General features: G+C 61.8%; 25 protein-coding genes and 3 pseudogenes. 19 read left to right on the plus strand and 9 right to left on the minus strand.

Going from position 1 to position 23762, the window contains the following annotated elements:
- Positions 1 to 69: 69 nt before the first annotated feature.
- Positions 70 to 924: pseudogene (locus RAD10_RS38610) on the plus strand (MFS transporter); the annotation flags it as partial.
- A gap of 66 nt (positions 925 to 990) precedes the next feature.
- Entirely contained in the window at positions 991 to 1206 is a 216-nt protein-coding gene (locus RAD10_RS38615; protein ID WP_461621563.1) for a hypothetical protein, read from the plus strand.
- Positions 1207 to 1394: 188 nt separating this feature from the next.
- On the opposite strand, the gene RAD10_RS38620 is transcribed toward RAD10_RS38615, so the two are convergent.
- The 4 genes and pseudogenes from RAD10_RS38620 to RAD10_RS38635 all read right to left on the minus strand — a co-directional run bounded on the left by RAD10_RS38620 (position 1395) and on the right by RAD10_RS38635 (position 3509).
- On the minus strand, positions 1395 to 1610 hold the full coding sequence (locus RAD10_RS38620) for a hypothetical protein (RefSeq protein WP_461621564.1): 216 nt from the start codon (positions 1608 to 1610) through the stop codon (positions 1395 to 1397).
- A 363-nt stretch (positions 1611 to 1973) separates the two neighbouring features.
- Entirely contained in the window at positions 1974 to 2132 is a 159-nt protein-coding gene (locus tag RAD10_RS38625; RefSeq protein WP_461621565.1) for a hypothetical protein, read from the minus strand.
- A 211-nt stretch (positions 2133 to 2343) separates the two neighbouring features.
- Positions 2344 to 3059, minus strand: a pseudogene (locus RAD10_RS38630) (SOS response-associated peptidase).
- The gene (locus RAD10_RS38635; RefSeq protein ID WP_461621566.1) at positions 3060 to 3509 is read right to left on the minus strand and encodes a hypothetical protein; all 450 of its coding nucleotides are present in this window, start codon (positions 3507 to 3509) and stop codon (positions 3060 to 3062) included.
- A gap of 567 nt (positions 3510 to 4076) precedes the next feature.
- Here RAD10_RS38635 and ku point away from each other — a divergent pair.
- The 3 genes from ku to RAD10_RS38650 all read left to right on the plus strand — a co-directional run bounded on the left by ku (position 4077) and on the right by RAD10_RS38650 (position 8801).
- Positions 4077 to 5006 carry a non-homologous end joining protein Ku gene (gene ku / locus RAD10_RS38640; protein ID WP_461621567.1) on the plus strand — a complete coding sequence of 310 codons (930 nt, stop codon included), beginning with the start codon at positions 4077 to 4079 and terminating at the stop codon, positions 5004 to 5006.
- A gap of 176 nt (positions 5007 to 5182) precedes the next feature.
- Entirely contained in the window at positions 5183 to 8269 is a 3087-nt protein-coding gene (locus tag RAD10_RS38645) for an EAL domain-containing protein (protein ID WP_461621568.1), read from the plus strand.
- A 280-nt stretch (positions 8270 to 8549) separates the two neighbouring features.
- Positions 8550 to 8801, plus strand: coding sequence for a hypothetical protein (locus RAD10_RS38650; RefSeq protein WP_461621569.1), 252 nt, complete (start codon positions 8550 to 8552; stop codon positions 8799 to 8801).
- 57 nt (positions 8802 to 8858) lie between these two features.
- Here the strand turns inward: RAD10_RS38650 and RAD10_RS38655 are convergent, their stop codons facing one another.
- Positions 8859 to 9221 carry a hypothetical protein gene (locus tag RAD10_RS38655; protein WP_461621570.1) on the minus strand — a complete coding sequence of 121 codons (363 nt, stop codon included), beginning with the start codon at positions 9219 to 9221 and terminating at the stop codon, positions 8859 to 8861.
- 251 nt (positions 9222 to 9472) lie between these two features.
- On the opposite strand from RAD10_RS38655, the gene RAD10_RS38660 reads away from it, so the two are divergent.
- The 5 genes from RAD10_RS38660 to RAD10_RS38680 all read left to right on the plus strand — a co-directional run bounded on the left by RAD10_RS38660 (position 9473) and on the right by RAD10_RS38680 (position 12484).
- Complete coding sequence (locus RAD10_RS38660) at positions 9473 to 10348, plus strand: sensor histidine kinase (RefSeq protein WP_461621571.1); 876 nt, start codon at positions 9473 to 9475, stop codon at positions 10346 to 10348.
- 297 nt (positions 10349 to 10645) lie between these two features.
- On the plus strand, positions 10646 to 11032 hold the full coding sequence (locus RAD10_RS38665; protein ID WP_461621572.1) for a response regulator: 387 nt from the start codon (positions 10646 to 10648) through the stop codon (positions 11030 to 11032).
- A gap of 398 nt (positions 11033 to 11430) precedes the next feature.
- Positions 11431 to 11601, plus strand: coding sequence for a hypothetical protein (locus RAD10_RS38670; protein WP_461621573.1), 171 nt, complete (start codon positions 11431 to 11433; stop codon positions 11599 to 11601).
- 94 nt (positions 11602 to 11695) lie between these two features.
- Positions 11696 to 12163: a hypothetical protein gene (locus RAD10_RS38675; RefSeq protein ID WP_461621574.1), complete on the plus strand. Its 468-nt coding sequence runs from the start codon at positions 11696 to 11698 to the stop codon at positions 12161 to 12163.
- A gap of 87 nt (positions 12164 to 12250) precedes the next feature.
- Entirely contained in the window at positions 12251 to 12484 is a 234-nt protein-coding gene (locus RAD10_RS38680) for a hypothetical protein (RefSeq protein ID WP_461621575.1), read from the plus strand.
- Here RAD10_RS38680 and RAD10_RS38685 read toward each other — a convergent pair.
- Positions 12481 to 12750: a hypothetical protein gene (locus RAD10_RS38685; protein WP_461621576.1), complete on the minus strand. Its 270-nt coding sequence runs from the start codon at positions 12748 to 12750 to the stop codon at positions 12481 to 12483. The two genes, RAD10_RS38680 and RAD10_RS38685, sit on opposite strands and share 4 nt — an antisense overlap.
- 1006 nt (positions 12751 to 13756) lie before the next feature.
- On the opposite strand from RAD10_RS38685, the gene RAD10_RS38690 reads away from it, so the two are divergent.
- A complete protein-coding gene (locus tag RAD10_RS38690) occupies positions 13757 to 14068 on the plus strand; it encodes a DUF736 domain-containing protein (protein WP_461621577.1) in 312 nt (103 codons plus the stop codon).
- Positions 14069 to 14130: 62 nt separating this feature from the next.
- Positions 14131 to 14274: a hypothetical protein gene (locus RAD10_RS38695; protein WP_461621578.1), complete on the plus strand. Its 144-nt coding sequence runs from the start codon at positions 14131 to 14133 to the stop codon at positions 14272 to 14274.
- A gap of 18 nt (positions 14275 to 14292) precedes the next feature.
- On the opposite strand, the gene RAD10_RS38700 is transcribed toward RAD10_RS38695, so the two are convergent.
- Entirely contained in the window at positions 14293 to 14598 is a 306-nt protein-coding gene (locus RAD10_RS38700) for an HU family DNA-binding protein (RefSeq protein WP_461621579.1), read from the minus strand.
- Between the two features lie 106 nt (positions 14599 to 14704).
- Positions 14705 to 14908: pseudogene (locus RAD10_RS38705) on the minus strand (WGR domain-containing protein).
- 776 nt (positions 14909 to 15684) lie between these two features.
- On the opposite strand from RAD10_RS38705, the gene RAD10_RS38710 reads away from it, so the two are divergent.
- From RAD10_RS38710 to RAD10_RS38725, 4 genes are all read left to right on the plus strand, one after another.
- The gene (locus RAD10_RS38710) at positions 15685 to 16446 is read left to right on the plus strand and encodes a ParA family protein (RefSeq protein WP_461621580.1); all 762 of its coding nucleotides are present in this window, start codon (positions 15685 to 15687) and stop codon (positions 16444 to 16446) included.
- A complete protein-coding gene (locus RAD10_RS38715) occupies positions 16436 to 17416 on the plus strand; it encodes a ParB/RepB/Spo0J family partition protein (protein ID WP_461621581.1) in 981 nt (326 codons plus the stop codon). The genes RAD10_RS38710 and RAD10_RS38715 overlap by 11 nt, the downstream gene beginning before the upstream one ends.
- Positions 17417 to 17840: 424 nt before the next feature.
- A complete protein-coding gene (locus RAD10_RS38720; protein ID WP_461621582.1) occupies positions 17841 to 18359 on the plus strand; it encodes a plasmid mobilization protein in 519 nt (172 codons plus the stop codon).
- The gene (locus tag RAD10_RS38725) at positions 18356 to 19432 is read left to right on the plus strand and encodes a relaxase/mobilization nuclease domain-containing protein (RefSeq protein ID WP_461621583.1); all 1077 of its coding nucleotides are present in this window, start codon (positions 18356 to 18358) and stop codon (positions 19430 to 19432) included. The genes RAD10_RS38720 and RAD10_RS38725 overlap by 4 nt, the downstream gene beginning before the upstream one ends.
- Positions 19433 to 19616: 184 nt before the next feature.
- Here RAD10_RS38725 and RAD10_RS38730 read toward each other — a convergent pair whose 3' ends face one another.
- A complete protein-coding gene (locus tag RAD10_RS38730; RefSeq protein ID WP_461621584.1) occupies positions 19617 to 21470 on the minus strand; it encodes an ATP-binding protein in 1854 nt (617 codons plus the stop codon).
- 649 nt (positions 21471 to 22119) lie between these two features.
- On the opposite strand from RAD10_RS38730, the gene RAD10_RS38735 reads away from it, so the two are divergent.
- The 3 genes from RAD10_RS38735 to RAD10_RS38745 all read left to right on the plus strand — a co-directional run bounded on the left by RAD10_RS38735 (position 22120) and on the right by RAD10_RS38745 (position 23759).
- On the plus strand, positions 22120 to 22467 hold the full coding sequence (locus RAD10_RS38735; RefSeq protein ID WP_461621585.1) for an EAL domain-containing protein: 348 nt from the start codon (positions 22120 to 22122) through the stop codon (positions 22465 to 22467).
- On the plus strand, positions 22467 to 22796 hold the full coding sequence (locus tag RAD10_RS38740) for an EAL domain-containing protein (protein ID WP_461621586.1): 330 nt from the start codon (positions 22467 to 22469) through the stop codon (positions 22794 to 22796). Before RAD10_RS38735 ends, RAD10_RS38740 begins: the two co-directional genes overlap by 1 nt.
- Positions 22797 to 23099: 303 nt before the next feature.
- The gene (locus RAD10_RS38745) at positions 23100 to 23759 is read left to right on the plus strand and encodes a hypothetical protein (RefSeq protein WP_461621587.1); all 660 of its coding nucleotides are present in this window, start codon (positions 23100 to 23102) and stop codon (positions 23757 to 23759) included.
- Positions 23760 to 23762: the final 3 nt, after the last annotated feature.

Consider the following 23762-nt stretch of genomic DNA (forward strand, 5'->3'; position numbering starts at 1 on the left):
GACATCCAGCCGACCGAATGCGCCAACTACTTCGCCAGCGCCGGTTATGCTTCAATCAAAAGGTGAAACGCTCTAACCGACCGCTTGCCGGCGGGCGACACCTCGCGGGCCGTCACGCTCTACACGTCGAGCTTCTCGCTGGGCGTCGGGCTTTCTTTCCTGGCTGCCCAGGTCATCGCAGACACGTGGGGGTGGCGCTGGGCCTTCGTTCTGACGGGCGCAGGCCCCATGGCTATGGTGATCGCGTGCCTCCTCATGGACGCGCATCGTCCCGAGCCGAAGCAGGGGCGCCTCTTGGATTTCAAGCCGGTTGTCTCAAACCGCGAGGCGCTCGGTTACATCCTTGGCTATGGTGCTCATTGCTTCGAGCTCTATGGCATCCGGACCTGGCTTGTCGGATTCTGGACCTTCGTGATCGGCCATCAGGGCGCCCCTTCGTGGCTCTCGCCCGTCGTGGTGAGTTTCCTCTTCGCCATCCTGTCGATGCCTGCGAGCATCTTGGGCAACGAGGCAGCGCTGAAGTTCGGCCGGCACCGCGCCATCACGATCGTGATGATCGCCTCGGCGGCGGTGGCTCTGCTCCTCGGAGCGAACGTGAGCGCGCCGGCTTGGGTCCTCGCGCTCCTGCTGCTCGCGTACGGACTGACCGTACCTGCAGATTCCGGCGCGCTGCCCGCCGGCATGGCGGCGGCGGCTACCCGAGACCATCGGGGGGCCACGATGGCCCTTCACTCCACCGTTGGCTTCGGCCTCTCGGCCGCCGGCGCTTGGGGAACGGGCTTGGCGCTCGATGTTGCCGGCGGGCCTCAGAATGCGGGTGGATGGTTGCTGGTCTTCGTGGTGCTCGCCGTCGGGATTTCGGTCGGACCGCTCGCTCTCCTGTGGGCTCGCGCTGGTCAAGGAAAAGCAGGCGCGGTTGCCTGATAGCGGCCGCGACGCAAAGGGAAATGAGCGGTAGGAACCGCAATCCCACGCCCGAGGTTGATGCGCATGAGTGGAAGAACTCTCAACGAAAGCGCCAACGGCGACATCTGGCGGCTGGTCCGTGATCCGCAGAGCGGCGGCCCGCTCGTCGAGCATCAGCAGAACGCAAACTCTGGCGGACGGGCGTCCCTAACCGAGATCGGGCAATTCCTACGAGCGGGCGGCAACGGACCCGAGCACCAGGCTTTGCTCGCGTTGATCGCCACCTTGGTCGAGGACTGACGTCCGTCGCCGGAGGGCCGCCATGTTCTTTTTCTTCTCCAACCGGCTGGGCTGCCTCGGATCGCTAGTGATCTCAGCCCTCGTGACGGTCGTGCTGCTTTTCATGCTCGGAATGTTGCGGTTCTGAGACTTGGCGCTCGATCGATGGGTGGTGCGCCTTGCTGAAGGGCAACCATGGCCCGCTCGGCTCAGGCCTCTCCCGGTCCGGAGAAGATCGAGGTCGGCGGGGTGGTGCGCGGGATCGGCAGGGGGCGCTCGGCGCGCTGGGGGAGCCTGACCGCAACGCCGCCCTTGGCGTCGTATCTTTCGGCAAGCTTCATCAGGCGTCGCCTGGTGAACGGATCCGCCTTGTCGGCGATGTCGCGCACGCGCTGCGCCAAGCCTCTGTAGAATTCCTGCTCCATGACGCACCCCCTTCCTACTGCTTTGCCGGCAATACAGAACGGGTGCGAAGCGGCCGTCAAGGACGGATCATACGTTCCGCATTTCTTGCTGATTCTGCTTGAGGCGAGCGGCTGCGCGGGCCTAAGCTTTTCGGTGGCAGGGACATCATGGCGATGCGGCATCCGATCCGGAAGGCGTGCCCGGCGTGCGGGCGGCCACTGAAGCTCGTGTCCGGTGAAAAGGGCAATGGCCGCGATCTCTATGTTTGCTCTTACTGCGATGAGGATCCGCTGCACGACCCCGCTGCCCGCAGATGGATCGACGGCCCCCTGAAGCCGCCGAGCCAGTCCTAGCCGGTTGGCCTCCAACTTTTCGCGAGCGCGCTAGAGAAAAGATGCGCCGGGGTCCAGGCCGGCCGCCATGGCAGCCACCAGCGAAACCAGGAGGCCGGCGCCGCAAAAGATCTGGATGATCTTGAGCTCGTCAGCGTCGACGTCTACGCCAGTTGCTTGCGAAAGCACCTTTGCGAGCGTTGCCAGCATCCGCGACCTCCGAGACCGAAAGGAGGATGCATCCTAGGGCATTCCCTCGGCGTTGAGTGTGAACTGGCTCTCAGGTCCGATGGTGCTGGAGCATCCCGCCGGGGATGCCGCACGGCCCGATCACGCCGCGAAGCGGATGGGTCCATTGCCGAGTGCCCTATCCGCAGCTGCTGGGCCCTGAGGGTTTCGCGTATGTCGGTCATGGGCCCCTCTAGCCGACCTGATCTTCCTTTGCACCCCGCGCCACGATCCGGAGCGTCCCGTCCGGAAGGGGGCGCTGCAGCTGCAGGGCTTCCTCGGCGGGTGCCGTCATCCAGGTCTCGACCTCGGCAGGAGTCGTCAGGATTACGGGCATCGCCTTCGGATGGATGGCGAACACTTCGGCATTGGCCTCCGTCGTCAGGAATGCGTAGAGATCGTTGGTGGTCTCGCCTTCCTTGACCTTTCGGACGGACGTCCACTTTGTCCAGATGCCGGCGAAGCAAAGGAGCGGGCGGGCTCGTCGAGTGCGAACCAGATGTCGCCGCCTTCGGCTTTGTTGAATTCGCTGAACGAGTTGAACGGCACCACGCAGCGGTTCTCTGGGCCCAGCCATCGCGTCCAATGTTTGCTCTTCACGTTGCGTATGTTGGTGGTGCCGCCGTCGGGCTCCATCCGGAGCAACTCCTTGAAGTCGACAGTCTTGCCCTTGGCCTGCAGCCTCTCGGCGCGCTTCTTCGTCGCGTCCATCAGCGCCTTCGAAGACGATGGCATGCCCCAGCGGGCAAGCGCGAGCTCGCGGCCGTCGGCGCCGTTCCGGACAATCGGCGCCTTGTAGTCCGGAAACACGCCGGGCATCGGCGGGAGATTGCCCACGTACCGATTGACGACGCGAAACAGATCGCTGATGGCCGCCTGGTTGGTGGTGATCGAGTAAAGGTTACACATTCAGGCTTCCGGATTCGAATGGCGGGCTCGCTGCGACAGCTGTAGCAGCGTCGCTGGCGGTCGGCGACCGGCCTTGGCGCACTTGCTGCAGCGGAGGCGGCTCGCCAGGTCGTGGACGAACGTGGACGGCGGGTGGAGCAGCGTGGTCAGATCGACGTCCCGGCGGGCCTTGCACCGCGAGCACTCGATCTCGAGCCATGCGTAACCTCCGTTGATGGCCTGGTCGACGGTCGGCGACGGATCGATCGGGCCGCCGTCGGCCCACATGCGCTCGTTCCATGACTCGCAGAGCAACTTGTCGGCTTGGCGGAGGAGTGCCTCCCCCTTGGTGCGGGCTTCGGCCGACTGCGCAGCGAGAATCGTGGTCATCGCTCGCGCGCGGCCGAGCTCCTTGGCGAGCGCCTTGCGGTCGCCTCCGCTCAGCGGCGTCGGGTGGTGCTTTGGTGCCATTGCAGCATCCAGTGTCGACCGCGCCGGCGACTACTCGAACGTCGGCCAGCAGCCGTCCTCCTCATGGCGCCCCGTCCTTTGCGTGCAGGTGTTGTCCAAGAGGCGCTGGCCAACGCTCTTCCAGGATGCCTCCTGCCCATGCAGTCGGACCGCATCGACCTTCTGGATCTCGACAGTCCTGCCGCAGCGGCGGCATCCGACCCTCAGAAGATGCTGAGGAATCTGGCTCAGGCGCGGAGTCGCTCCCGACGGGGCGAGCCGAGCTTCGGCGCGCGGGTCCTCCAGGAGCGACTGCCAGTATTCGGACGGGAGGTCGTCTGCCGGTCCAAGGGCCGGCGCTTGGGCGGCTATCGGGTCCGTCGCGGGGGTCGATCTCAATCTCTGCATCTGCTTCAACGTTGGGAAGCGCCAGCCAGCGGCATGGGTCATGATGCAATTAGAACATATCAAGAACAAGAGTCGAGTCCATTCGGGAAATGAATCTCGGGGATGACCACAGGGTTTGTCGGAACCCGTCACGTCCGTTCGTCTTGAATCCGAGCCGCACCCAACCGGAGTTCTGTGTACATGGCCCCGCGTGCCAACTGGAAAGGCTTCCTGCGACTTTCCCTCGTCACCTGTCCCGTCGCTCTGTATCCGGCGACGTCCGAGAGCGAGAAGATCTCGTTCAACCAGCTGAACCGGCAGACCGGTCATCGCATCAAGTACCTGAAGGTCGATGCCGATACCGGCGACGAGGTACCGAATGAGGACATTGTCAAGGGCTACGAACTCGAGAAGGGACAGTACATCGAGGTCTCGAAGGAAGAGCTCGAGGAGATCGCGCTGGAGTCCACCCGCACCATCGAGATCGATGAATTCGTCGACAGGTCCGACATCGACCCGCGCTACCTCATCCGTCCCTACTACCTGCGTCCGGACGGCAAGGTCGGGCACGACGCGTTCGCCGTGATCCGCGAGACAATCCGCGAGATGGACAAGGTCGCGATTGGGCGCGTGGTGCTGACCAACCGCGAGCACATCATCGCGCTTGAAGCCCGCGACAAAGGTCTGATCGGCACGCTGCTGCGCTACCCCTACGAGGTCCGTGGCGAGCAGGAGTATTTCGACGAGATCCAGGACGTGAAGGTCACGAAGGATATGCTGGATCTCGCCAAGCACATCGTGAACCAGAAGGCGGGGCGGTTCGATCCGGAGAAGTTCGAGGATCACTACGAGAGCGCCCTGGTCGACCTCATCAATCAGAAGCGGGCCGGCAAGGTCATCCGTCCGAAGGAGCGGCCGAAGGGGGAGAACGTCGTCGATCTGATGGACGCGCTGCGCAAGAGCGTGGGCGGCGCTACTGCCGAAGCAGCGACGCCGAAGAAGCCCGGCAAGAAGCCGAAGAAGGCGTCTGCCGGCCAGAAGGAAATGTTGATGCCGATCGCCGGGAAGAAGCCGGCGAAGGAGGCCGCCGCCAAGAAGCCGGCTGCGGGGGCCCGGCGGAAATCGGCGTAGGCAACGTCGGTCTTCCGCTGAGGTAGCAAGGTACGGCCATTCGACGGGACGGCGCAATTGCGACCCATCTGTTAAGCCGAAAATCACCAAGGCCCAACTTCATCAGAGCGCGACTGCCCGCTTTACGTGTCGTTCGACACTCTGCCCTAGCCTGTTGATCGGCTAGGGGTTTCTTGATGGACCTACTCTCGCGAATGCGCGCCGCCTTCTCCGTTGGCAGCACGACCGATCCGCTCGGTCGTTCGCTGCTCGTGGAGCAATTCCGCGTGCTGCGGAAACAGGTGCCGGTTCTCTACGCGGTCCTGCTGATCGACAGCATCAGCGTGGGCCTGGTGCTCCCGTCGAGCGTCTCGCCGTGGCTTCGGTTCGCGGTGCCCGCCGGACTGCTCGTCATCTGCATGATTCGGTTGGTCCAGTGGGTGCGCTTGGGCGGCGCGGAATTCACGCCCGAGCAGGCCTATCGTCAGCTGGTCAAAACCCGTCTCGTCGCGATCGTCCTCAATACGGGCTTCGTGCTTTGGATCCTCGCGCTGTTCGGGGTCGTCGATCCCGGCCTCCGCGCTCCGGTGGCGCTGCTCGTCTTCATGGGCTGCGTCGGCACGGCCTATTGCCTCGGCAGCTTTCCGCCGGCCTCCCTGCTGACGATGATCATCGCTGGCCTCCCGATCGCGACGGTGCTGCTGCTGTCGGGCGATGGAATGATGATCTCGCTCGGGATCAATCTGCTGCTGCTGCTCGTCCTGCTCGGACGGATGATCAACACCAATTTCCGGTCTTTCGTCCAACTCGTCGGGACGCAAAGCCGGTTGACCGAAGAAGGCGAGCGCGCACGCGTTGCCGAGCAGACGGCAACCGCTTTGACTGAGCGCTTCGACCGGGCCCTCAACAACATGTCCCAGGGCCTCTGCTTTTTCGACGAGGACCAGCGCCTGATCGTCTGCAATCGGCAGTATCTGCAGATCTACGATCTCGATCCGGAAGTCGTCCGTCCGGGCATGAAGCTGAACGACATCGTTGATCTCCGCTATGCCGTAGGCAGCGCACCCAAGATGTCCAAGGAGGATTATTTGGTCTGGCGCAACAGCTCTCCCGTGATCGCGGAGGATTCCGATACCACGGTCGAACTGACCAACGGCCGCATCGTGCGGATCCGGCATCGCCCGATGCCGGACAAGGGCTGGGTCGCAACGCACGAGGACATCACGGAGCGGCACCGGACCGAGACGGCGCTTGCGCAAGCGAAGGCCGCGGCCGAGCAGGCGGAAGCGAGCGCCCGAGCGGCCCACGCCCACCTCACCGAGGCGCTAGACGTCGTTCCCGAGGCCCTTGCGATCTTCGACAAGAACGACCGGCTGGTGCTTTGGAATCGGCAATACGCTGAACTCTATGCTGTCAGCCGCAGCGCCCTTACTACTGGCACGTCGTTCGAGACGCTCATCCGCACCGGACTGGATGCGGGCCAGTACCCGGATGCGATCGGTCGGGAGGAGGAGTGGCTCACCGAGCGCCTGGCCCGGCATGCGCTTCCACAGCATTCGCACGAGCAGTATCTGGAGGGCGATCGATGGGTGCGTGTCGAGGAACGGCGCACGGCGGACGGCGGCAGCATCGGTGTTCGGATCGACATCACCGACTTGAAGCGGCGGGAAGCGTCCTTCCGGCTGCTCTTCGAGGAGAACCCCCTCCCTATGTGGGTGGCCGATGCGAAGACTCGGCAGCTGATCGCCGTGAACGGCGCGATGTGCCGCCACTACGGTTACCCCCGCGAAGCTCTCCTGACCATGTTCGAGGGGCAGCTGCAGTGCGGAGAATCCGATGGCACGGAGCGTGATTTCGATCTACACCGAACCGCCGACGGCGAGGCCATCCAGGTCGTCATCGAGTCGCGGCCCCTCGTCTATGGCGAACGGGCGGCGCACGTTTGTGTTGCCTTCGACGTGACGGACAGGAATCGGGCCCAAGAGAAAATCAGCTATCTAGCCCGCCACGATGCTCTGACTGAGTTGCCCAACAGAGCGGCCCTGGATCAACACCTGCGAACCTCGATCGAACGAGCGCAGATCACGGACAGCCCCTTCGCAGTGCTCTGCATCGATCTCGACCATTTCAAGGAGATCAACGACCTCTTCGGCCACGCCATTGGCGACGCCGTGCTGCGGGAAACTTCGAGGCGCCTGCAGGAGGCCGCGGAAGGGGCATACGTGGCGCGCGTCGGGGGCGACGAGTTCATCGGCATCATCGATCGATTGCCCTTGCCCGCAACCGCAGAACTGCTGGCCACGCGCATGCGGGCCCAGTTCGAACGGCCCATCGAGGTCGACGGCCACGCACTCCAAATCGATCTCTGTGTCGGCGCTGCACTCTATCCGCGAGACGCCGATAATGCCGTCTCGCTGCTAGCCAACGCCGATGCCGCCCTCTATCGCGCGAAGCATGAAGGCAGGGGAGCGATCCGCCTGTTCACGAGCGCCATGGACCAGCAATTGCGGGATCGCCGCGCGATCGAGCATGACCTGCGGGTCGCCGTGGAGCGAGGGGAGCTCTTTCTGGAATATCAGCCGCAGCAGCACCGGGACGGCACGCTGAAGGCGTATGAGGCGCTCGTTCGCTGGCGCCATCCGGTTCGCGGCATCATTCCGCCAGGAGAATTCATTCCGGTCGCTGAGCGGAGCGGCGCGATCGCGCAGATCGACGACTGGGTACTGATGGAAGCGTGCAGGGAAGCTGCGTCATGGCACCAGCCTCTCAGGGTCGCCGTCAACGTCTCTGCCGCGCAGTTCCGCCGAGAAAATCTAGATGCGCATGTCCGCAGGGCGCTGCGCGAGAGCGGGCTGCCGGCCTCGCGGCTCGAGCTTGAAATCACCGAAGGGGTGCTGATCGAGGACATCGCGCGCGCCAAGAAGACGATGCAGTCGCTCAAGGCACTCGGAATTCAGATCGCTCTGGATGACTTCGGCACGGGATACTCCTCCCTATCGTATCTCGAGGCTTTTCCCCTGGATCGGATCAAGATCGATCGCTCGTTCGTCATGGCGCTCGGCCAAAGCGAGCGGTCGCTCGCCATCGTCCGGGCCGTGATTGGCCTCGCCCACGGACTTGGGGTCCCGGTGCTCGCGGAGGGGATCGAGACCGAGGCCCAGATGTCGCTTCTCCTGCAGGAGGGTTGCGACGAGATGCAGGGCTACTTGATCGGGCGGCCCCGAAGTCTGGCGGCCCCTCCAGAAAGCAAGAGGCTCCCGCTCCGGGTCGCGTTCCAAGGTTGAACCGCGCCGGTGCGATCACCAGGGCATTCGTCGGATGCTTAAGGCCCCCCGTCGTCCGCTTTCGCCGCCCAGATGCTTACCCATCTGAAAGGTCCAATTGGAAGGCGGCCGAGACGCAGTTCTGTGTGATCACAGTAGGAACGAACGGGCGAGCCGGGCGTCGATATCCTGCCTCCGGCGCTGCGCCCCCAAGCCCCGCCGGGGGAAAACCTACCCACTAGGTTGGCGGTCCGAATGCGCAACATAGCGCAAGGACCGTTTGCGCCCGAAGGAGGGAGCAATGAGCAATCGGACATTGGGCAGGAGGATGCCGACCGCGGCCGAACGGGAAGCGCAAAAGGCGTTTCGCGATACGGGCGCGAAGGCGCCGGTCTCCGAGCATGAGCGCGACCAACAGGCATTCCATGCAAACCGGGAGCGCCTGAAGGCGGAGCGCTTGGCTCGCGAAGCTGCGTCCACCGAAAGCGGCGCGGGCGCTACGAGCGCCAAGCCGCGAAAGCGCCCAAGGAGTCATAGAATTCAAGACCGCTGAGGACCGCCACGCGTGTCGTCGGTCTGGCGAGCGATCGACCTGACTTGAAATCGGGGCTCACGTGCGTGGGCTTGGCTGTGGAGTCGGCGTAGCCGTTGGCGAGGAGGGTTGCAGAGCCGGCGTTGAAGGTTGTTGTTGCTGAGGCGTCGGGACGGTTTGCTGATCGCCGCCGTGCGGGACGCACGTTCCGATGTTGCTGAGCAGACGCTTGGCCTGGAGATCGCGTGCCTTCGAATACTCGCGCCGTCTATCGATGTTGACTGCGGCCCAGCGGTCCCACGCCTCGAATGCATCGGCATAGTGTTTGCGCATCTGCTCCTCAGCCGCGAGGCAGTCGGCGAACTTGTCGAAGACGAGGTCGGTATTCACCGGAGTTACGCCGCCGACCAGAACCACGAGCATCCACTTCATCGTCATCATGCCCGAGTTCGCGCGACTATGGGCGGCCCACCGAAAGCTCAATACCGCGGCCGGAAAGGACTCAATTCGCTGGCTGTGCGTCCGGTTCCACGATGCTCCGGGTGACGGGGCGCCGCGGTTTCGCTCGAACGTTGGACTGGTGGGAACGGCCCTCCGTGCCAGACGGTTTCAAATCCATGAACAGGCTCTCTCCGCTCGTTCTGGAGCACTCGCTTCCGGTCGTCGTCCGGTACGGTATCTCGGCTTGCATCATGCTCGTCTGCGCCGTCCTGCAGATGGCGCTTCAAATGCAGACGGGCGCCCCGGGGTACTTCCTGCTGCTGCCTGGCGTGTTCCTGTCGGGCCTGATTTTCGATCGAGGCTCGGGAATCTTCGCGGCCGTGATTGCCGTCGGGGTCGGCACCTACGTCAGCTACGCGGGCAGCATCGGCCTCGATTTTCTGGCCACGAATTCGCTCTTCGCCATCACCGCGGCCGGGACCGCGACGGTCGCTGAATTCCAGCGGGCGGAGCTCCGGCGGGTGATGTTAGCCGACAAGACCAAGGCCGTCCTGCTGCAGGAGATGGCGCACCGGACCAAGAACAACCTTGCAATCCTCGGGGGCATGATCCGGCTGGAGGCCCGGCACGGCAGCCCCGAACTCGCGGCCGCGCTGGAGGCAACCGCGCGGAGGGTGCAGGTGATGGCCGAGGTCTACGACCATCTCTCGGTCAAACAGGATTCCCGCTCGGTCAACATGCGCTACTTCCTGAACGACGTCGTCGAGAAGGTCTTCCAGTCTTTGGCGCCGTCAGGGCCGGTCGCCTTCCAGGTGGTCTGTGCCGAATTCTTCCTGCAGCACAACCATGCGCTCGCGATCGGCATGATCACCAATGAGCTTGTCACCAACGCCTTGAAGTACGCCTTTCCGGACGAAAGGGCAGGTCACGTCACAGTCACGCTTTTGAACATGGACAAGATAGAGCTGTCGGTTTCGGACAATGGCGTTGGCTTGGCGGATGACTCCGCACCGGGCGGTCTGGGGTCGCGGATCGTACAGCTTCTCACCCAGCAGCTCGAAGGCGAGCTCACCTACGAGCGGCAGGATCCAGGACTATGCGTCCGCGTGCGCGCACACCCTAGCTAGGTACGAGGCGCGATCCGAGACTCGCAATCGATCAAGCAGGGAGTTCAGAGAGGGCCGAGGCTCCATCTCGAGGCGCATCATCTGGCCCAGCCGTTCGCCCATTTCGGCCGCAGCGCGCGACCAGGCAGGTCATCAGGGCGGTCCGGATTTCTCATCGACGCCAGCTATCCTCCTCGTCCCTGCCAACATTCGAGGCCAAAAATCGTTGCGGTGTCAGCCTCCGGAGTGTTCACTTTTGAACAGCTCCAAGGGAACCTAGCCATCCGCGCTGCGTAGCCATCTAAAGCAGGGCGCAAGTTGACCAAATCCCTCACCATCCTCGTGGCCGAGGACGACTACCAGATCCAGGAAATGCTGGAGGAGGCGCTGACTGACGCCGGCTTCCGGCCGCAGATCCTGTCGTCGGCGGAAGAAGCGGCGACCGTTCTGAAAAGCGGCCTCTACGAATTCCGGGCGCTGGTCACGGACGTGAACCTGAAGGGCAAGACAAGCGGCTGGGACCTCGCGCGTCTTGTTCGGGAGCGGGATCCCGAGTTTCCCGTCGTCTACATGACCGGCGCGGCCGCCGACGAATGGGCGAGACTCGGAGTGCCCAACAGCGTTCTGCTCACGAAGCCCTTCGCCCCCGCTCAGCTCGTCACCGCTGTCTCGCAGCTTCTCAACATCGGACCGGCTCCTCTCTGAGGGAGGAGTCTCGCCGCCGCTTTTGAGCAGAGCAACGACCGCGACCAAGGCGAGCAGGCCGGACATAGCCACGCACCAGCACTGACATCTCAAGAATTCGCATACGGCGCCCCGCTCGAACTTTCCGCCATGCGGACGCCATATCCGGAACCGGACTTCCGGAACCGAAACCTTTTCGTGGCCTCACGAATTCAGGGACAGGGGCTGCAACGCGAGGCGCAGCGAATGTCCAGCATGCCGGTAGGCGACATGGCTCTCACTGTCGCCGTCATGACCATCGCCTTCGTCGGCGAAGTCGCGGTTTTTGCCCTCCTTGGAATCTTCTGAGGGAAGGCCGCGTCACTGGAACGCGGCGCGCCGGCGCACCACCCTTGAAGAAGCCTGCTGGAGGAAGTTCGATGTCGACGGTGGCGAACCTGCTAGCGCAAAAGCAACAGCTGCTCGAGCGACTGGAAAACGATCCAGGTCCGAACGAGCGCGATGAAATCGAGAGATTGCTCGCCAAGATCGAGACCGCCCTGACGTGGCTCGAGTCCAACGACCCGGTCGAGGAAGGCGGACAGCTGTAGCTGGCCAGACTTCTTGGAACGGAGTGGGTCATTCAGCTTTTCCCAAGGCACGGCTCGCAGCAAAGCGCTGGGGAAGGCCGGGAGGAGATTTTCGATGAGAGCGATAGCGTGGGCGATCGGTCTTACATTCGCTGCCTCCGCATCGGCAGTCTCGGCGCAACCGGTCAGGTGGACGACCTACAGCATTCCTCAAACCGGCACGTCAGTCGATTTCCCGTCCTCGATATTTACCGAGGAGGCCGGTCGACCGGATGGATATGGACAACGCTTCCGGACCGCCGATGGCCGCGCCGACATCACGATACAGGCCGCCCCCAACGTCGCAAACGATTCGCCAGCTGCGTTCCTGGCGAAAAAGGGCCCGCCGTCGCGCATTCAGTACAAGCGGGTGACGCCCCGCTTCTTCGCGGTCTCCAGCTACAAAGGCGACAAGGTCTGGTACGACCGCTGCAACTTCGTCGGCCGGCTGGTTCATTGCGTGCTGATCAATTACCCGGCCAGCGAGGAGCACGACTGGGACGACATCGTCACCCGCATCAGCCTGTCGCTTCGCAGCAAGTAGTGGTCCGAAGCGGGGCGGCGCTCTTATTGGACCGAATATGCGACGCAGGGTTGGCACTTCCGGAGACTTGGGAAGACGTCAGCCTTCATGACCCCGGATTTTTACGGTCTGGTTGCTTCGGGATCGTTTACCATCAGCGACTATATAATCGCCATGGACATCGAGTACGACCCCGAGCGCGAGGCGGTCGCGGCCATGAAGCTCGCCGCCGACGCCGATGGAGCCGAACGGCAACGCTGGATCATACTGGCGCTGGCCTGGCAGGAAATTGCCCGAGTCCCGGGTCCGCCGCTCGCAGCCAAATCCGAACAGGCGGCTTAGCCAGAGCCTGGCGGGCACTCCGGGCACGTATCGCCGATCGAATCCAGCACGTCTCGGACTTCCGCGGTTGCCTCGTCGCGAGAAACGCCGGCTGGCGGATGCTGACGGGCGAGATCGATGGCGCGTTCGCGGGCGTGAGGGTCGCCACGGTCCTGCGCCCATCCGTGCTCCTCGCATTCGTGGATGGCCCCGGCCTCCTGCAGCACGTTGATAGCCCAGCCGCGCAGCGTCCGGATCGCCGGCCGTCGTTCCCTCGTCATCAGCATCGAGATACTCCTACCGCGAAGAATCCTTGACCTCCTGGCTTGTTCCGCGCGGTTAGCACGGAGCAGGGATTCCAAATCCGCGGACGTCCGGCTTATCCCCGTGTTTCCGCGCCCTGTGGATGATAGCCCTGAAGTCCCAGGAGGTCGAAACTACGGGAGCGGCCGCCGGGTACGCGCTTGTGTCCGTTCGCAGCACTTCGAATGGGCAGGCGTACGGCGGAAGTCGGGAGAGTTCCCCGTTGGAGCATGACAAGCACCTGACCAGCTCTCCGCCGCGCCAGCTCAAAGGCGCACCGCAGGCGCACAAGTCGAGATGGTTCTGACGTCCCACCAGAAGCGATGGTGCCAGCTTTCCTCCAGGCACGCCGGACAGAGCCGGCGCAACCGGGCGGGATCATGCCTCCCCTGAGGTGCTGACGGAAGCGCACGCCTATCGCGCACAGGGTTATCCACGGTGACAGGCATGTCTACTCCGGCCAGGACCTCTGATGTCTCGCAGGCTGGGCGGCACGGATGCGGAGGGCGATATTGCATCCATGGCGGATACGTCGCTGGCCTCATTATCAATCTTGCGATGGCAACGACGCGCCGAGTTTGCCGATAGTGACGATCTCCATTGCGGGTGCTGACGCGTGGTCTAGGTGCTCACTACGATGAACTGCGTTTTGCCGCTGTGCTCTGCCTTGAGATCCGAGTGGCTGAACCGACTAGAGCCTGCCTTCATTCCACGTGTTTTCGCGACGGGCGTACCCATCTGCGTCCTCGATAGAGGCTGGTCTGACCGAAGGCCGATCCCGCTTCGCGGGCTCTCGATCTTGTCCCCGCAACGTCCGTCCTCGACTTTCTTCCCCTGGCGCTGCGCACCATTCCTCGCGGTCCAAGAAAGTCGCTGCCGGCCGCCCTCCATTTCATTTCAGCCCTCTGGGTGCAGGTCGATCGCCTCCGGTCTCACGACCGCCATCGAGGTCGCGATAGGCGCGGCCCGAGAAAACAAGGGAATGACACAATGGCTACCATCGGCACCTTCACCTCTACGGGCAATGGCTTCTCCGGCGCGATCAAGACGCTCAACCTGAACGTCAAGGCCAAGCTGATCCGCGTCGAAAATCCTTCCGACAAGGGACCGCACTTCCGCATCTACTCAGGCAATGTCGAGCTGGGTGCGGCCTGGCAGAAGACCGCCAAGGACACTGAGCGCGACTACCTCTCCGTCAAGCTGGACGATCCGAGCTTCCCCGCTCCGATCTACGCCACTCTGACCGAGGTCGAAGGTGCGGAAGACTTCCAACTGATCTGGTCCCGGCCGAACCGGGACTGAAGCTCAGTCAGTGGGCTCCGCCGCAAGGCGGGGCCCGCTTTCCCTCGACCGGAGATGCGATCATGACCATCGACACCATTGAAGAATTGCGCGCCGAGCAGAGCGGATGCGTATTCACGCCGGCGGAGCGCAAGGCGCTCGAATTCGAACTGGCTGAACTCATCCGCCAACGCAACGAAGCGCTCGCAGCCGAGGAGGGGGCATAAGCCCCCTCGTCTTGCGACTTACGATGCACCGTCGTTAGCTGCCGCGCCTCCGTTCAGAACATCCTTCATAGCTTTGGCAGGCGTAAAGGTCAGCTTCCTGGAAGCTGCGATCGCGATCGTTGCGCCGGTCGACGGATTGCGGCCCTCACGAGCGGGGCTATCCTTGACCTTGACCTTGACAAACCCGGGAAGGCTCGTCTCGGCTCCGCCCGCGGCCGCATCAGCGATCGCCTTGAACACGCTGTCAACGATTGTTTTCGCCTGAGCTTTTGTCAGGTCGTTCTCGGCTGCAATCTTTTCGGCGATCTCATTGGCAGTCGTCATGAGGCGAGCTCCGTCTTGTTTCGATCGTGCTCGTCTGACATCACAGCAGTGGAACAGATAGAGCCGATATCACAGGCGGAGCCGCAGTCCCGGAAAAATTTCTAGACTATGGCAGCTTTTCGTCCACTGCAGCGTAACCGCGCCTCCGTTTGATACGCTGCAGCCGTCCTAACGCGTCAACCGCCTCTGCACTGCCATCGAAGGTCTGCATCCTGGTCTGGCCATTCGTCCCCATCCGGCCTCAATCGCGGATCGGCGACATTTCGCCGAACAAGGTCGGCTGCGTGGGCAGCGCATAAAACCGCCGCATATTGCACGTGGCATCGATGCGGCGCAGATGAAGCAGTCTGGTTCGGGTTTCGGCACAGACGGATTCTTGCTCTCCCTCGCAAATGCCGTCCAATGAGTTTTATGAATCGACCGGGCAGACGTCTCATTTTATCGATAGGTCAGTTGCTCCGGGACCCGTTGCCCAATTAAATCTTTCTTCAACGGCGACTTCGCTTTCGGGGCGCGCGCGTCGCAATGCCCAACTTGCAATTGCGCCGGCTTCGTCACAACAGCCGGCCGCAAGAGATCGGCCCTTGATTCAAACTTCCTAAGGCCAGTTTTTGGCGGTGTCGGAATTTTTGTCGCTACAGCGGGCGGCCTCGAGAGGAACGACACGAATCTTTCTCGCGATAGGTAGAACGTATTCCGAGCGTGCAGATAGCCGTCGCAAAAATAAATTTCGTATCCAGGCGGGTCCACTCTGACAGCCATGTCCGCTTGGGCGAGCCCCTCCGGGGACGGCTCTACTCGCGCCGCTGCGGCGACGCTCCCGGAGCCCGCAAGCGGTCTCCGCGCATTCGCGTGACGATCCTCTCGCGATAGTGTTGCGGCTGCCAGGCACCGCATAAGCTCTGTCTCGCTTCCCAGAAGCTGCTCCTCCCGACGACTATGACTGACCTGTCTCTTCTGGCAGGGGATTCGTCGGATGAATTCCGGGATCGTTCCGGTGATCGCTGTTGGTTCAAACCAACATCCCCCGTGTCATGACGGACGAGGACATGCCTCCGCGCCGTCAGACCCATTTCGGACCTTAATATGAAGACCATTGTCATCAACAATCAAAAGGGCGGGGTCGGCAAGACCACCCTTGCTGTGCATTTGGCGTGGTTCATGGCGGAAACAAATCTCCGCGTTCTCATGATCGACGTTGATGCGCAGAGCAATGCGTCGGACACGTTGAGGCAGTACGCCGGTTCAACGTTAGCCGCGGATTTGTTCAAGCCGGGGGTACGGGTCGTACCTCGAGCCGATGAAGGCCTGACGCTCGCGCCGGCCGATAGCTCACTGACTGATCTCGATCGGAGCAATGCAGCCGCCATAACGACTCTGCAAGAGAACCTCGCGATCGCGTCGGATCAGTTCGATGCCTGCGTCATCGATACGCCGCCGTCACTTGGACTTCGCAGTGTCGGCTGTTTGGTTGCAGCGTCGCATGTGCTGGCCCCTATTTATCTGGAGGACTATTCGATCAAGGGCGTCAAAGGTCTGATGCAGACCGTGATCGGCGTGCAGAGGCGCTATGGCCGTCAGGATACGAAGTTCCTCGGGCTGCTGCCCTCGAACTTCAACACGAAATCGCCCCGTCAAAGGACACATCTTGAGCAGCTCTTGCGCGAGGCTGGCAAATATGTGTTCCCGGGCCAGATCGTTGCAAGGGACGGCTACGCTGAAGCCGTCGCGGAACGCCTGCCGGTCTGGAAGCTGAAGCGCCGCTCTGCGCAGGAGGCTGGTCGGGAAATCCGCGATGTTCTCGCCAAGATCGTCGCGCAGATGGACGAGTCGGCACATGGCGCTTGATCTCAGCTTCAAGCAGCTCATCGCCGCCGCGGAAGATGGTGCGGCCACAATCGGGCAACCGACTTGCATCTCTATCGACCGCATTGACGAGGATCCGGACCAGCCCCGTCGCAGCTTCGATGAGCAGAAACTCGACGAGCTTGCAGAATCGGTCCTTCAGCATGGCGTGCTGCAACCGATCGTGCTGCGGCAAGCGACCGAGGAGGGGCGGTACGTGATCGTCATGGGTGCGAGGCGGTATCGTGCTGCTAAGCGCGCCGGGCTCCGTGATATCCCGGCTTTCATTCATGTGGCTGGTTCTGCCGATCGTTATGTTCAGATGATCGAGAATATCCAGCGCGATGACCTCAATGCCCCAGAAATAGCGGCGTTCATCTCGGACCGCTTGGAGCAGGGTGACAATCAAGCCGACATCTCGCGCAAGCTCGGCAAACCCAGGGATTGGGTATCTCGCTACGCATCGGTCCAGAATATGCCGGAGTTCCTTCGCTCGAAGCTTGCCGGCTCATCAATCCGCGCTGTGTATGAGCTCTACCAGGCTTGGCGTGAGCAGCCCAACGCGATTGAGACTTTGTGCGCAGAACAGGAGAGCTTCACCGACGCTCACGCCCGGCAACTGGCTCGCGAAGTTCGCACGAAAGTCCGTGGTTCCCCTGCTGATGACGAAGGGGCTCCTGGAGCTCAACCACCACGAGGCCCGGTCGCACCGCAAGTGGCGTCGCAAGCCATAGAGAGAGGCCGTGAGAGGGCTGCCGCAGGAAAGCTCCCCAACTCTTCGGCCAATCGGAGCGAGGGAATGAGCACGTCACTGACGATCAGAGTGCGTCACCGAGATCGCAAGGGCTGTCTTCTGGTCGATCGACTCGCGTCTCAAGGTTCTCGCCATGCCGTGCTGCTCATCGATGGTGCAGAGGACGCGGAAGAGGTTCCAGCATCGACGATCACAATCGAAGAGATCCTGTCGGCATGAAGCTCCTCTTAAACAGCCTCCCCGGAGACAGTGCTACATTTGCTGCGACGGCGGAGCGGATTTCCCATCCGAAGGATGGCGCGCTAGCGCAGCAGCCGGAGGCCGAACGCGCCCCCCACAGCGCCGTAGAGAGGCCGGAGGCTGCTGGAAAGCCGCGGTCCACATATTCGGTGCCAATGTTGCGACTCTGCCCGCGTGGCGGTCGTGGAGTACCAGCATTAGGGGTTACGGCTGCGCCATTCCCAGAAGACCTCTCCTCATCGATCGTCGACTGTGTTGGATCTCACCTGCGGCAACCGCCTAGCCTTGACTGCCGAGCCCGATGGTTTGAACCAACACGGAGGCGATGGAAGTTTTCGCGTCTTCTAGTGCAGGATAGGCTTCGCGCCAGCGATGTATTACATCGCAATTGGGATTGACGTGCATGGCTCTGATCTCGCTTCGCGTCTCGGACGAAGTCGCGGCGCAGTTCTCAGCTTTGGCAGCAACCCACGGCGGTAAGTCCGCGCTTCTGCGGCGTCTCATTGCTGAGGCACTAGCTGCGCCCGCACCGCGCATCTTGGCGTTGCCGGTCGGACGGCCGGAAAAGGTGACGGTGCGATTTCGCGAGAGCGAGATGCGGCAGCTCGCGGAGGTCTCGCATCAGCGTGGCATGACGCGAACCGGTTGGATCGTCGCGCTGGTGCGCTCACGGCTGGGGTCGCCAGTGCAGCATTCCCCGAACGAGCATGAGGCGCTTCGCGCGATCGTGCGCGAGCTCAACCGGATCGGCGGCAACATCAACCAGATCGCGCGCGCCGCAAACACCAGTGTGCTGCAGGGCAGGGCGGTTGAGCCCGATCTATCCGCAATTCAAGAGGCCAAATTGGTCATCGAAAGAGAGCTCGCGGAATTGCGTAATGCGCTGCACGGCAACGCGGATTATTGGGATGGAAGGCGATGAGTCGACGCTCCTCGCCGCGGCCGACCGACCTAGCCGCCGAACTTCCGCCGATCTCGTATGTCTGGGAGACGCCCAATCGGCGTCCCCGGCGAGCCGAATGGGATATCCCCGATCCGGCTGCTCCAGGTGGCGTTACGCCGGCGATGCGTGCAAAGCTCGAACGCATCGTGCGCAGAGCACCAGAGGTGATGGTCAAGATCACCGGTCGCACCAAAGGTGTGGCGCATCTCAAGGCGCACCTCGCATACATCACGCGAAACGGCGAGCTCGACGCAGAAACAGAGCAGGGCGCGACGCTGGCGGGTCGTTCCGGATTGAAAGATCTGCAGCAACGCTGGGAGGATGATGCCGGTCTCGACGACAAGCGACGCCGCGATGGATCGCTTTCGATCAACATCGTTCTGTCGATGCCGGCTGGCACCGACGCCGTCGCAGTCAAGGATTCAGCCCGGACATTTGCCATCGAGACGTTTGGTTACAATCACGACTACGCTTTCGTCCAACACCTCGACGACAAACATCCCCACGTGCACTTGACCGTCCGATCCTTGGGCCATAACGGCAAGCGTCTCAATCCCCGCAAGGCGGATCTTCAGGCGTGGCGGGAGCGGTTTGCTGGCGAACTTCAGCTTCGCGGGATCGCGGCAGAGGCAACGCCGCGGCGAACCCGCGGACGGGTTCGGAAGGGCGACCGCGGGGTGGTCCTCGCTATGCGCAAGCGAAAAGCCATGCCCGATGTCGACCGGTTCGCGCGTAAGGAGGTCCTTTCGGAGGTGAGAGGCGGCAGGACTGCCAAACATCGTTGGGACGAACAGATCAAGTCACGCCAGGACGCGATCCGGCGGCGATATCTCGATTATGCCGCTGAGCTCCAGCGCTCAGGTGTGGCAGCAGATCATGTGCTGGCGCAACAGATCCGGCAATTCGTCAACGACATGCCTGCCGTCGAAACCCGCCGGCGTGCGCTGAAGAACGAGCTTTCGGAGCTTGCCAATAGCCGACGGCGCGGAGCGGAGCGGGACGTCGACAGAGACGGGCGCGACGGAACACGAGGCGGTGAGCGGACCAGATAGGCGAACGCCGGAATCATAGAACCTGGGGACAGGGGGCGAGTCCCTCTCCGCTACCAAAACGTCAGTTAAATCATCATATAGCGCTGCCGCACCGGTTTGAGTCCTTGCGGCCGCGCTGTAGCAAATTGTTCGTAGCGTTCGGGTTGAACTCGGATTGTAATCCTTGGAACGGCTGCGATCTTAGCTACTTCGGACTTACGGCATCGCGCCTATGCGCCATGTTGAATCGAAGCACCTCCTCGAAGACGCGATTTCGCGCCTTCGCATCTGTGATCAATGCCGAGGCGGGCATAACGTAGAGATGCAGTGGAATATCGTCCGATGCTCCGATGACGAAGTCATCATAGACAACTCGCTCACTCAAAGAAAATACGTCTTTGAACCCAGTTCTCTTCATGTCTTTGTAGAATTCGTCGTCAATCTCAACCACTGAGAAGGCAAAGACCTCTCTTACCGTTTTGATCCGGTCAACGAGTTCAGTGGCGTACAAGCGGCACTGGAGGAGAGCCTTGTTGTTCTCAAAAATATCCGCGCCGGGCTTCTTAAATTCGACGATGACAAGCTTATTTGGGCGGCCTTCGTTGTCCTTAGAAAAGAACGCCGCAACGTCGGGCTTGCGTTGCTGCTTCGATTCTGTCTCCGCACCAACTTCGCGGACTATTTTTGCCAAGGTCTCATCGCTATAGATGCTGCTGTAGGACAGGAATTTGTCGTCCACCAGCCAAACGTTGTTTTCGCGGATATCGTCTCCGTCGCTTCTCTTGCGGAGGATCGCGTTGTGGAGAACGTCTTCCGCTGACTCTCGCGGCATTTTGGCGAGTGAATCGATCAGCAGAGCGCGATGGATGATGAACCGCGCCAGGTCGTCACTGGCGAGATGGGAAATATCGTCGAAATCGACCTTCCGGCCTTCTTCTATGGCCTCGACGATCTGGTCTTCGCGTCTCGCTTGTTGCGCTCTGTAGGTTTTGACGATCTCGTCCGCGTCTAGCATGGCGGCGTCCCCGTGCAGCGACTCGATCGTGATGAACGGGTAGTATTTCCTCAATTTGTCAATGTTTCCGAGTTTGAACGCATCAATATCCCCTTCCGCCGTCTCGTTGATCATGGCTAGGCATTCTTCGTGAATACGCGGCATGAGCTTTTCGCGGCTAATCGGCGACACCAGATCGGTATCTGCATCGGCCTTTGGTATTTCGAGCTTCTGGCGTTCGATATTGGAGCTTCGGTTCAGATAGTTCGAAGTGATCGAGATCAAGTAGCGGCAAATGTCGAACCGCTTGCTAATCTGATACTCCTCTACGCAAAGTTCATCCGCGCAAAGCATTGCAATGATGCCTTTTCGCGGCGCATCTTCCCGAAAGAGATAACAATCGAAGATCTCACCGCTGACCTCAAAGGTCCTAGTCTTCAGGGCCTCGATGTGTTCGCCCGAAAATATGAAATCCTCAGTGAACGGCTGCTTGGAGTTATGGGTGAACTTGATCGCTATAATTTGGCCAGCCTGTTTCTTCAGAAACAGCAAAAGCCGCAGATCGTCGCACATCGAATTGACGAGCTTAGCGACCTGTGTGTTGATCTTCTCCCTCAGCTCGGTGAGGGTGATCGTCGTTTTCTGCGACCCGGATGAGGTCGTTCGCTTGACGTCGTCCGGCTTGAAGTCGGGTGTATAGCGAAATTCGACTAGCTGTGTCGAAAGCTGGCTCCGGATCTCGACCCGATTGGCATACTTGAGGAACGCAAGGCGGCCGACACCTTTGCCGCCGATATCGTCTTTGTGGCCCGTGCAGATCTCGTCGAAATAATTAAGATTGTCCTGCGTGAAGCCTTCGCCGTCGTCGGAAATCGTTATCCTGTCGAGGACCGTACGCTCTTCGTCGCCGAACAACCCCGACTGCCTCTCGAACCACAGATCGACTGAAATGGTTCTTGCACCGGCGTGGATCGAATTCGTGACGCCCTCGCGGATGACGTCCCGCGCTGTGACGCCGCCCTTATAGTGTTCGGCAATAAATTTCTTTAGATTGATCCGGGCCATAACGACTGTCTAGTGAAACGGACCATGGCAGACAAGTGCACCGCCAAAGTGTGCAACAAAAACTCTATATTTCAGATGAATCATAATCATAACATGCAATGGGTGGACCTGGCAGCACAAGAGCTGTGTGCCGGCGGCTGGAGGGCGCGGGCCGCCTCCGCCTTCCCATGTCACCCGGCTTCACTACCCGGGTTTGGCGCTCATAGTTGCCGCGCCCATCATGGCTGCGGTCATAGACAATCCGGCAGCTTTTGCGGTGATGACTGACCCCACGCCTTCCGCCGCGGCGGACATTAGGGGGAGTCAGAGGGTCGGCGGCGAGATGCGGGCCGATTTTGCACATGGAGATCATATGGTTGGTGCGGCGCCTGATCTGCAGCCAATGTTCGGTGCGGACGAATTCGTCGTCATACCGAAGGCCATTCGGTCGTGCCGCGCGCGACGATCGGCGGGGCGGTTCTCGGGCCGTCGGAAGCTACGGCGGTTTCGGTGAACGAGGCGGCCGACTTCGCGCTCTACCATGCCAAGAGACCGGCCGCAGCGGCTTTGTCCGCTATTGGCCTGGCACCGGGACGAGGATCACGCACCGTCGGGACGCTATTCGCGACGTCGCGAATGCTTTGGCGGACGAGCGGATACAGGCGTTGTGATGCTGGACACGAACGAGATCGTCGGCCTGGGAGCCTTATGTCGGATGAGGACGATCGACGGTGAGATGGTCCCGGCGCAGGCGTTCCGCGAAGGGACGACGGATGCTCATGTCGCGGTCGCGCTGACCCAGTGCATGCTGGCGAAGGGCGCCGAGGATATCGCCTTCTGGCAGGGTCAAGGCCTGCCGATCAACCAGGTCGGCGTCAACGTGTCGACGGCGGATTTCTACACCGGCAGTCTGGCGCGAAAAGCCGAGGGCGCCTTCGGCCGCGCCGGCATCAGTCTCGAACATCTGATGATGGAAGGTGAGCGAGGACGTCTATATCGGGGCGGCGGCACCGGGTGATGGCGCGCGAGATCGCGGCACTCAGGGTGGCCGGCGTCCGGGTGACGCTCGACGATTTCGGGACGCGCTGCGCGTCGCTGACGTATCTGGTCAACATGCCTGTCGACTTTATCAAGATGGACCAAGCCTTTATCGGCCGGCTGTGGCCCGAGGATCCGAGCCTGGTGATCGTCGAGGGCCTGATCGACATTGCGCGGCGCCTTGGGATGTGCGTCATCGCCGAGGGAATCGAGGCGGAGGTCCAGACCAGGCAGCTCCGGCGATGGGCTGCGAGGTTCGGGGCTTTGCCTTTGCGCGCGCGGGAGATCGCGACGCGACAGCCACTCTGATGCGCCGGCACGCCACCGGCATCAAGGGGGCGATGCCGCTGTATGCCGGGCGCGACGCCATTCTTCGCGAGGCGGAACCGGCCGCGACCGCCTCGCGTCGGACAGCGGCAGGCTGACGCGACCGGCAGAATCCCGCGGCTGCGCGGCGGGAAGCCGGAATTCCGTAGAAACGTCGATGACATTCGTCCCACTTCGCGCGCCATGCTTGCGGGCAAGACCTTGCGCAGAGCCTTTCCCGAAATATGTATAATGAATGGGCAGAAGGGCTGAGGTGCGCCGCAGGCGGCGGCGGCAGAACGGAGCATGATGGCCGATCTCAATCTTGCGGATCGACTGAAGCGGATAGAGCAGCTCGAGGATGAGCTGATGCGAAAAGGTGCGGGGATCCTCGGCGTCGGGGCCGACCTCTCGCATGCCGACTTCTTCATTTTTGGCGCGATGCGCCGGACGTTGGCGCAGGCCCGCGGTTTCCGCGACCTTATCAATGCTCGCAATTTTCCCTGCGCAGCCGCCATTTTGCGTCTGCAGCTCGACACGGCAATGCGGGTCAATGCGCTGTCGATTGTCGATGACGTGGATTCGGCGTGCAAGGCCGTTCTTGACGGCGAGCAGTTCAACCGGCTCAAGGACCGGGACGGGAACAAGCTATCAGACGCGCATATTCGCAAGAAGCTCGCGGAAACGCATCCGTGGATCAGCCCGGTGTATGAACGCACCTCGGACTTCGTGCATCTATCGGGCAAGCATTTCGAAGTGTCGATCGCCCGTACGGACGATGAAACGCGCATGGCTTATTTCCAGATCAGCGGACATGATCCTCATCGAAGGGACGAAACCTACTTCGAGGCCGTCGACACTTTCTTCGAAGCGACTAAACTGGCGGGGATGTTGCTTCTCGCCTTCTGGACGGCGCGCCATCGGCGGGAAACTGTGATGGCCTCGATGCCGAAGGACGGCGCCTGAATC

This window comes from Bradyrhizobium sp. 23AC, assembly GCF_054863025.1.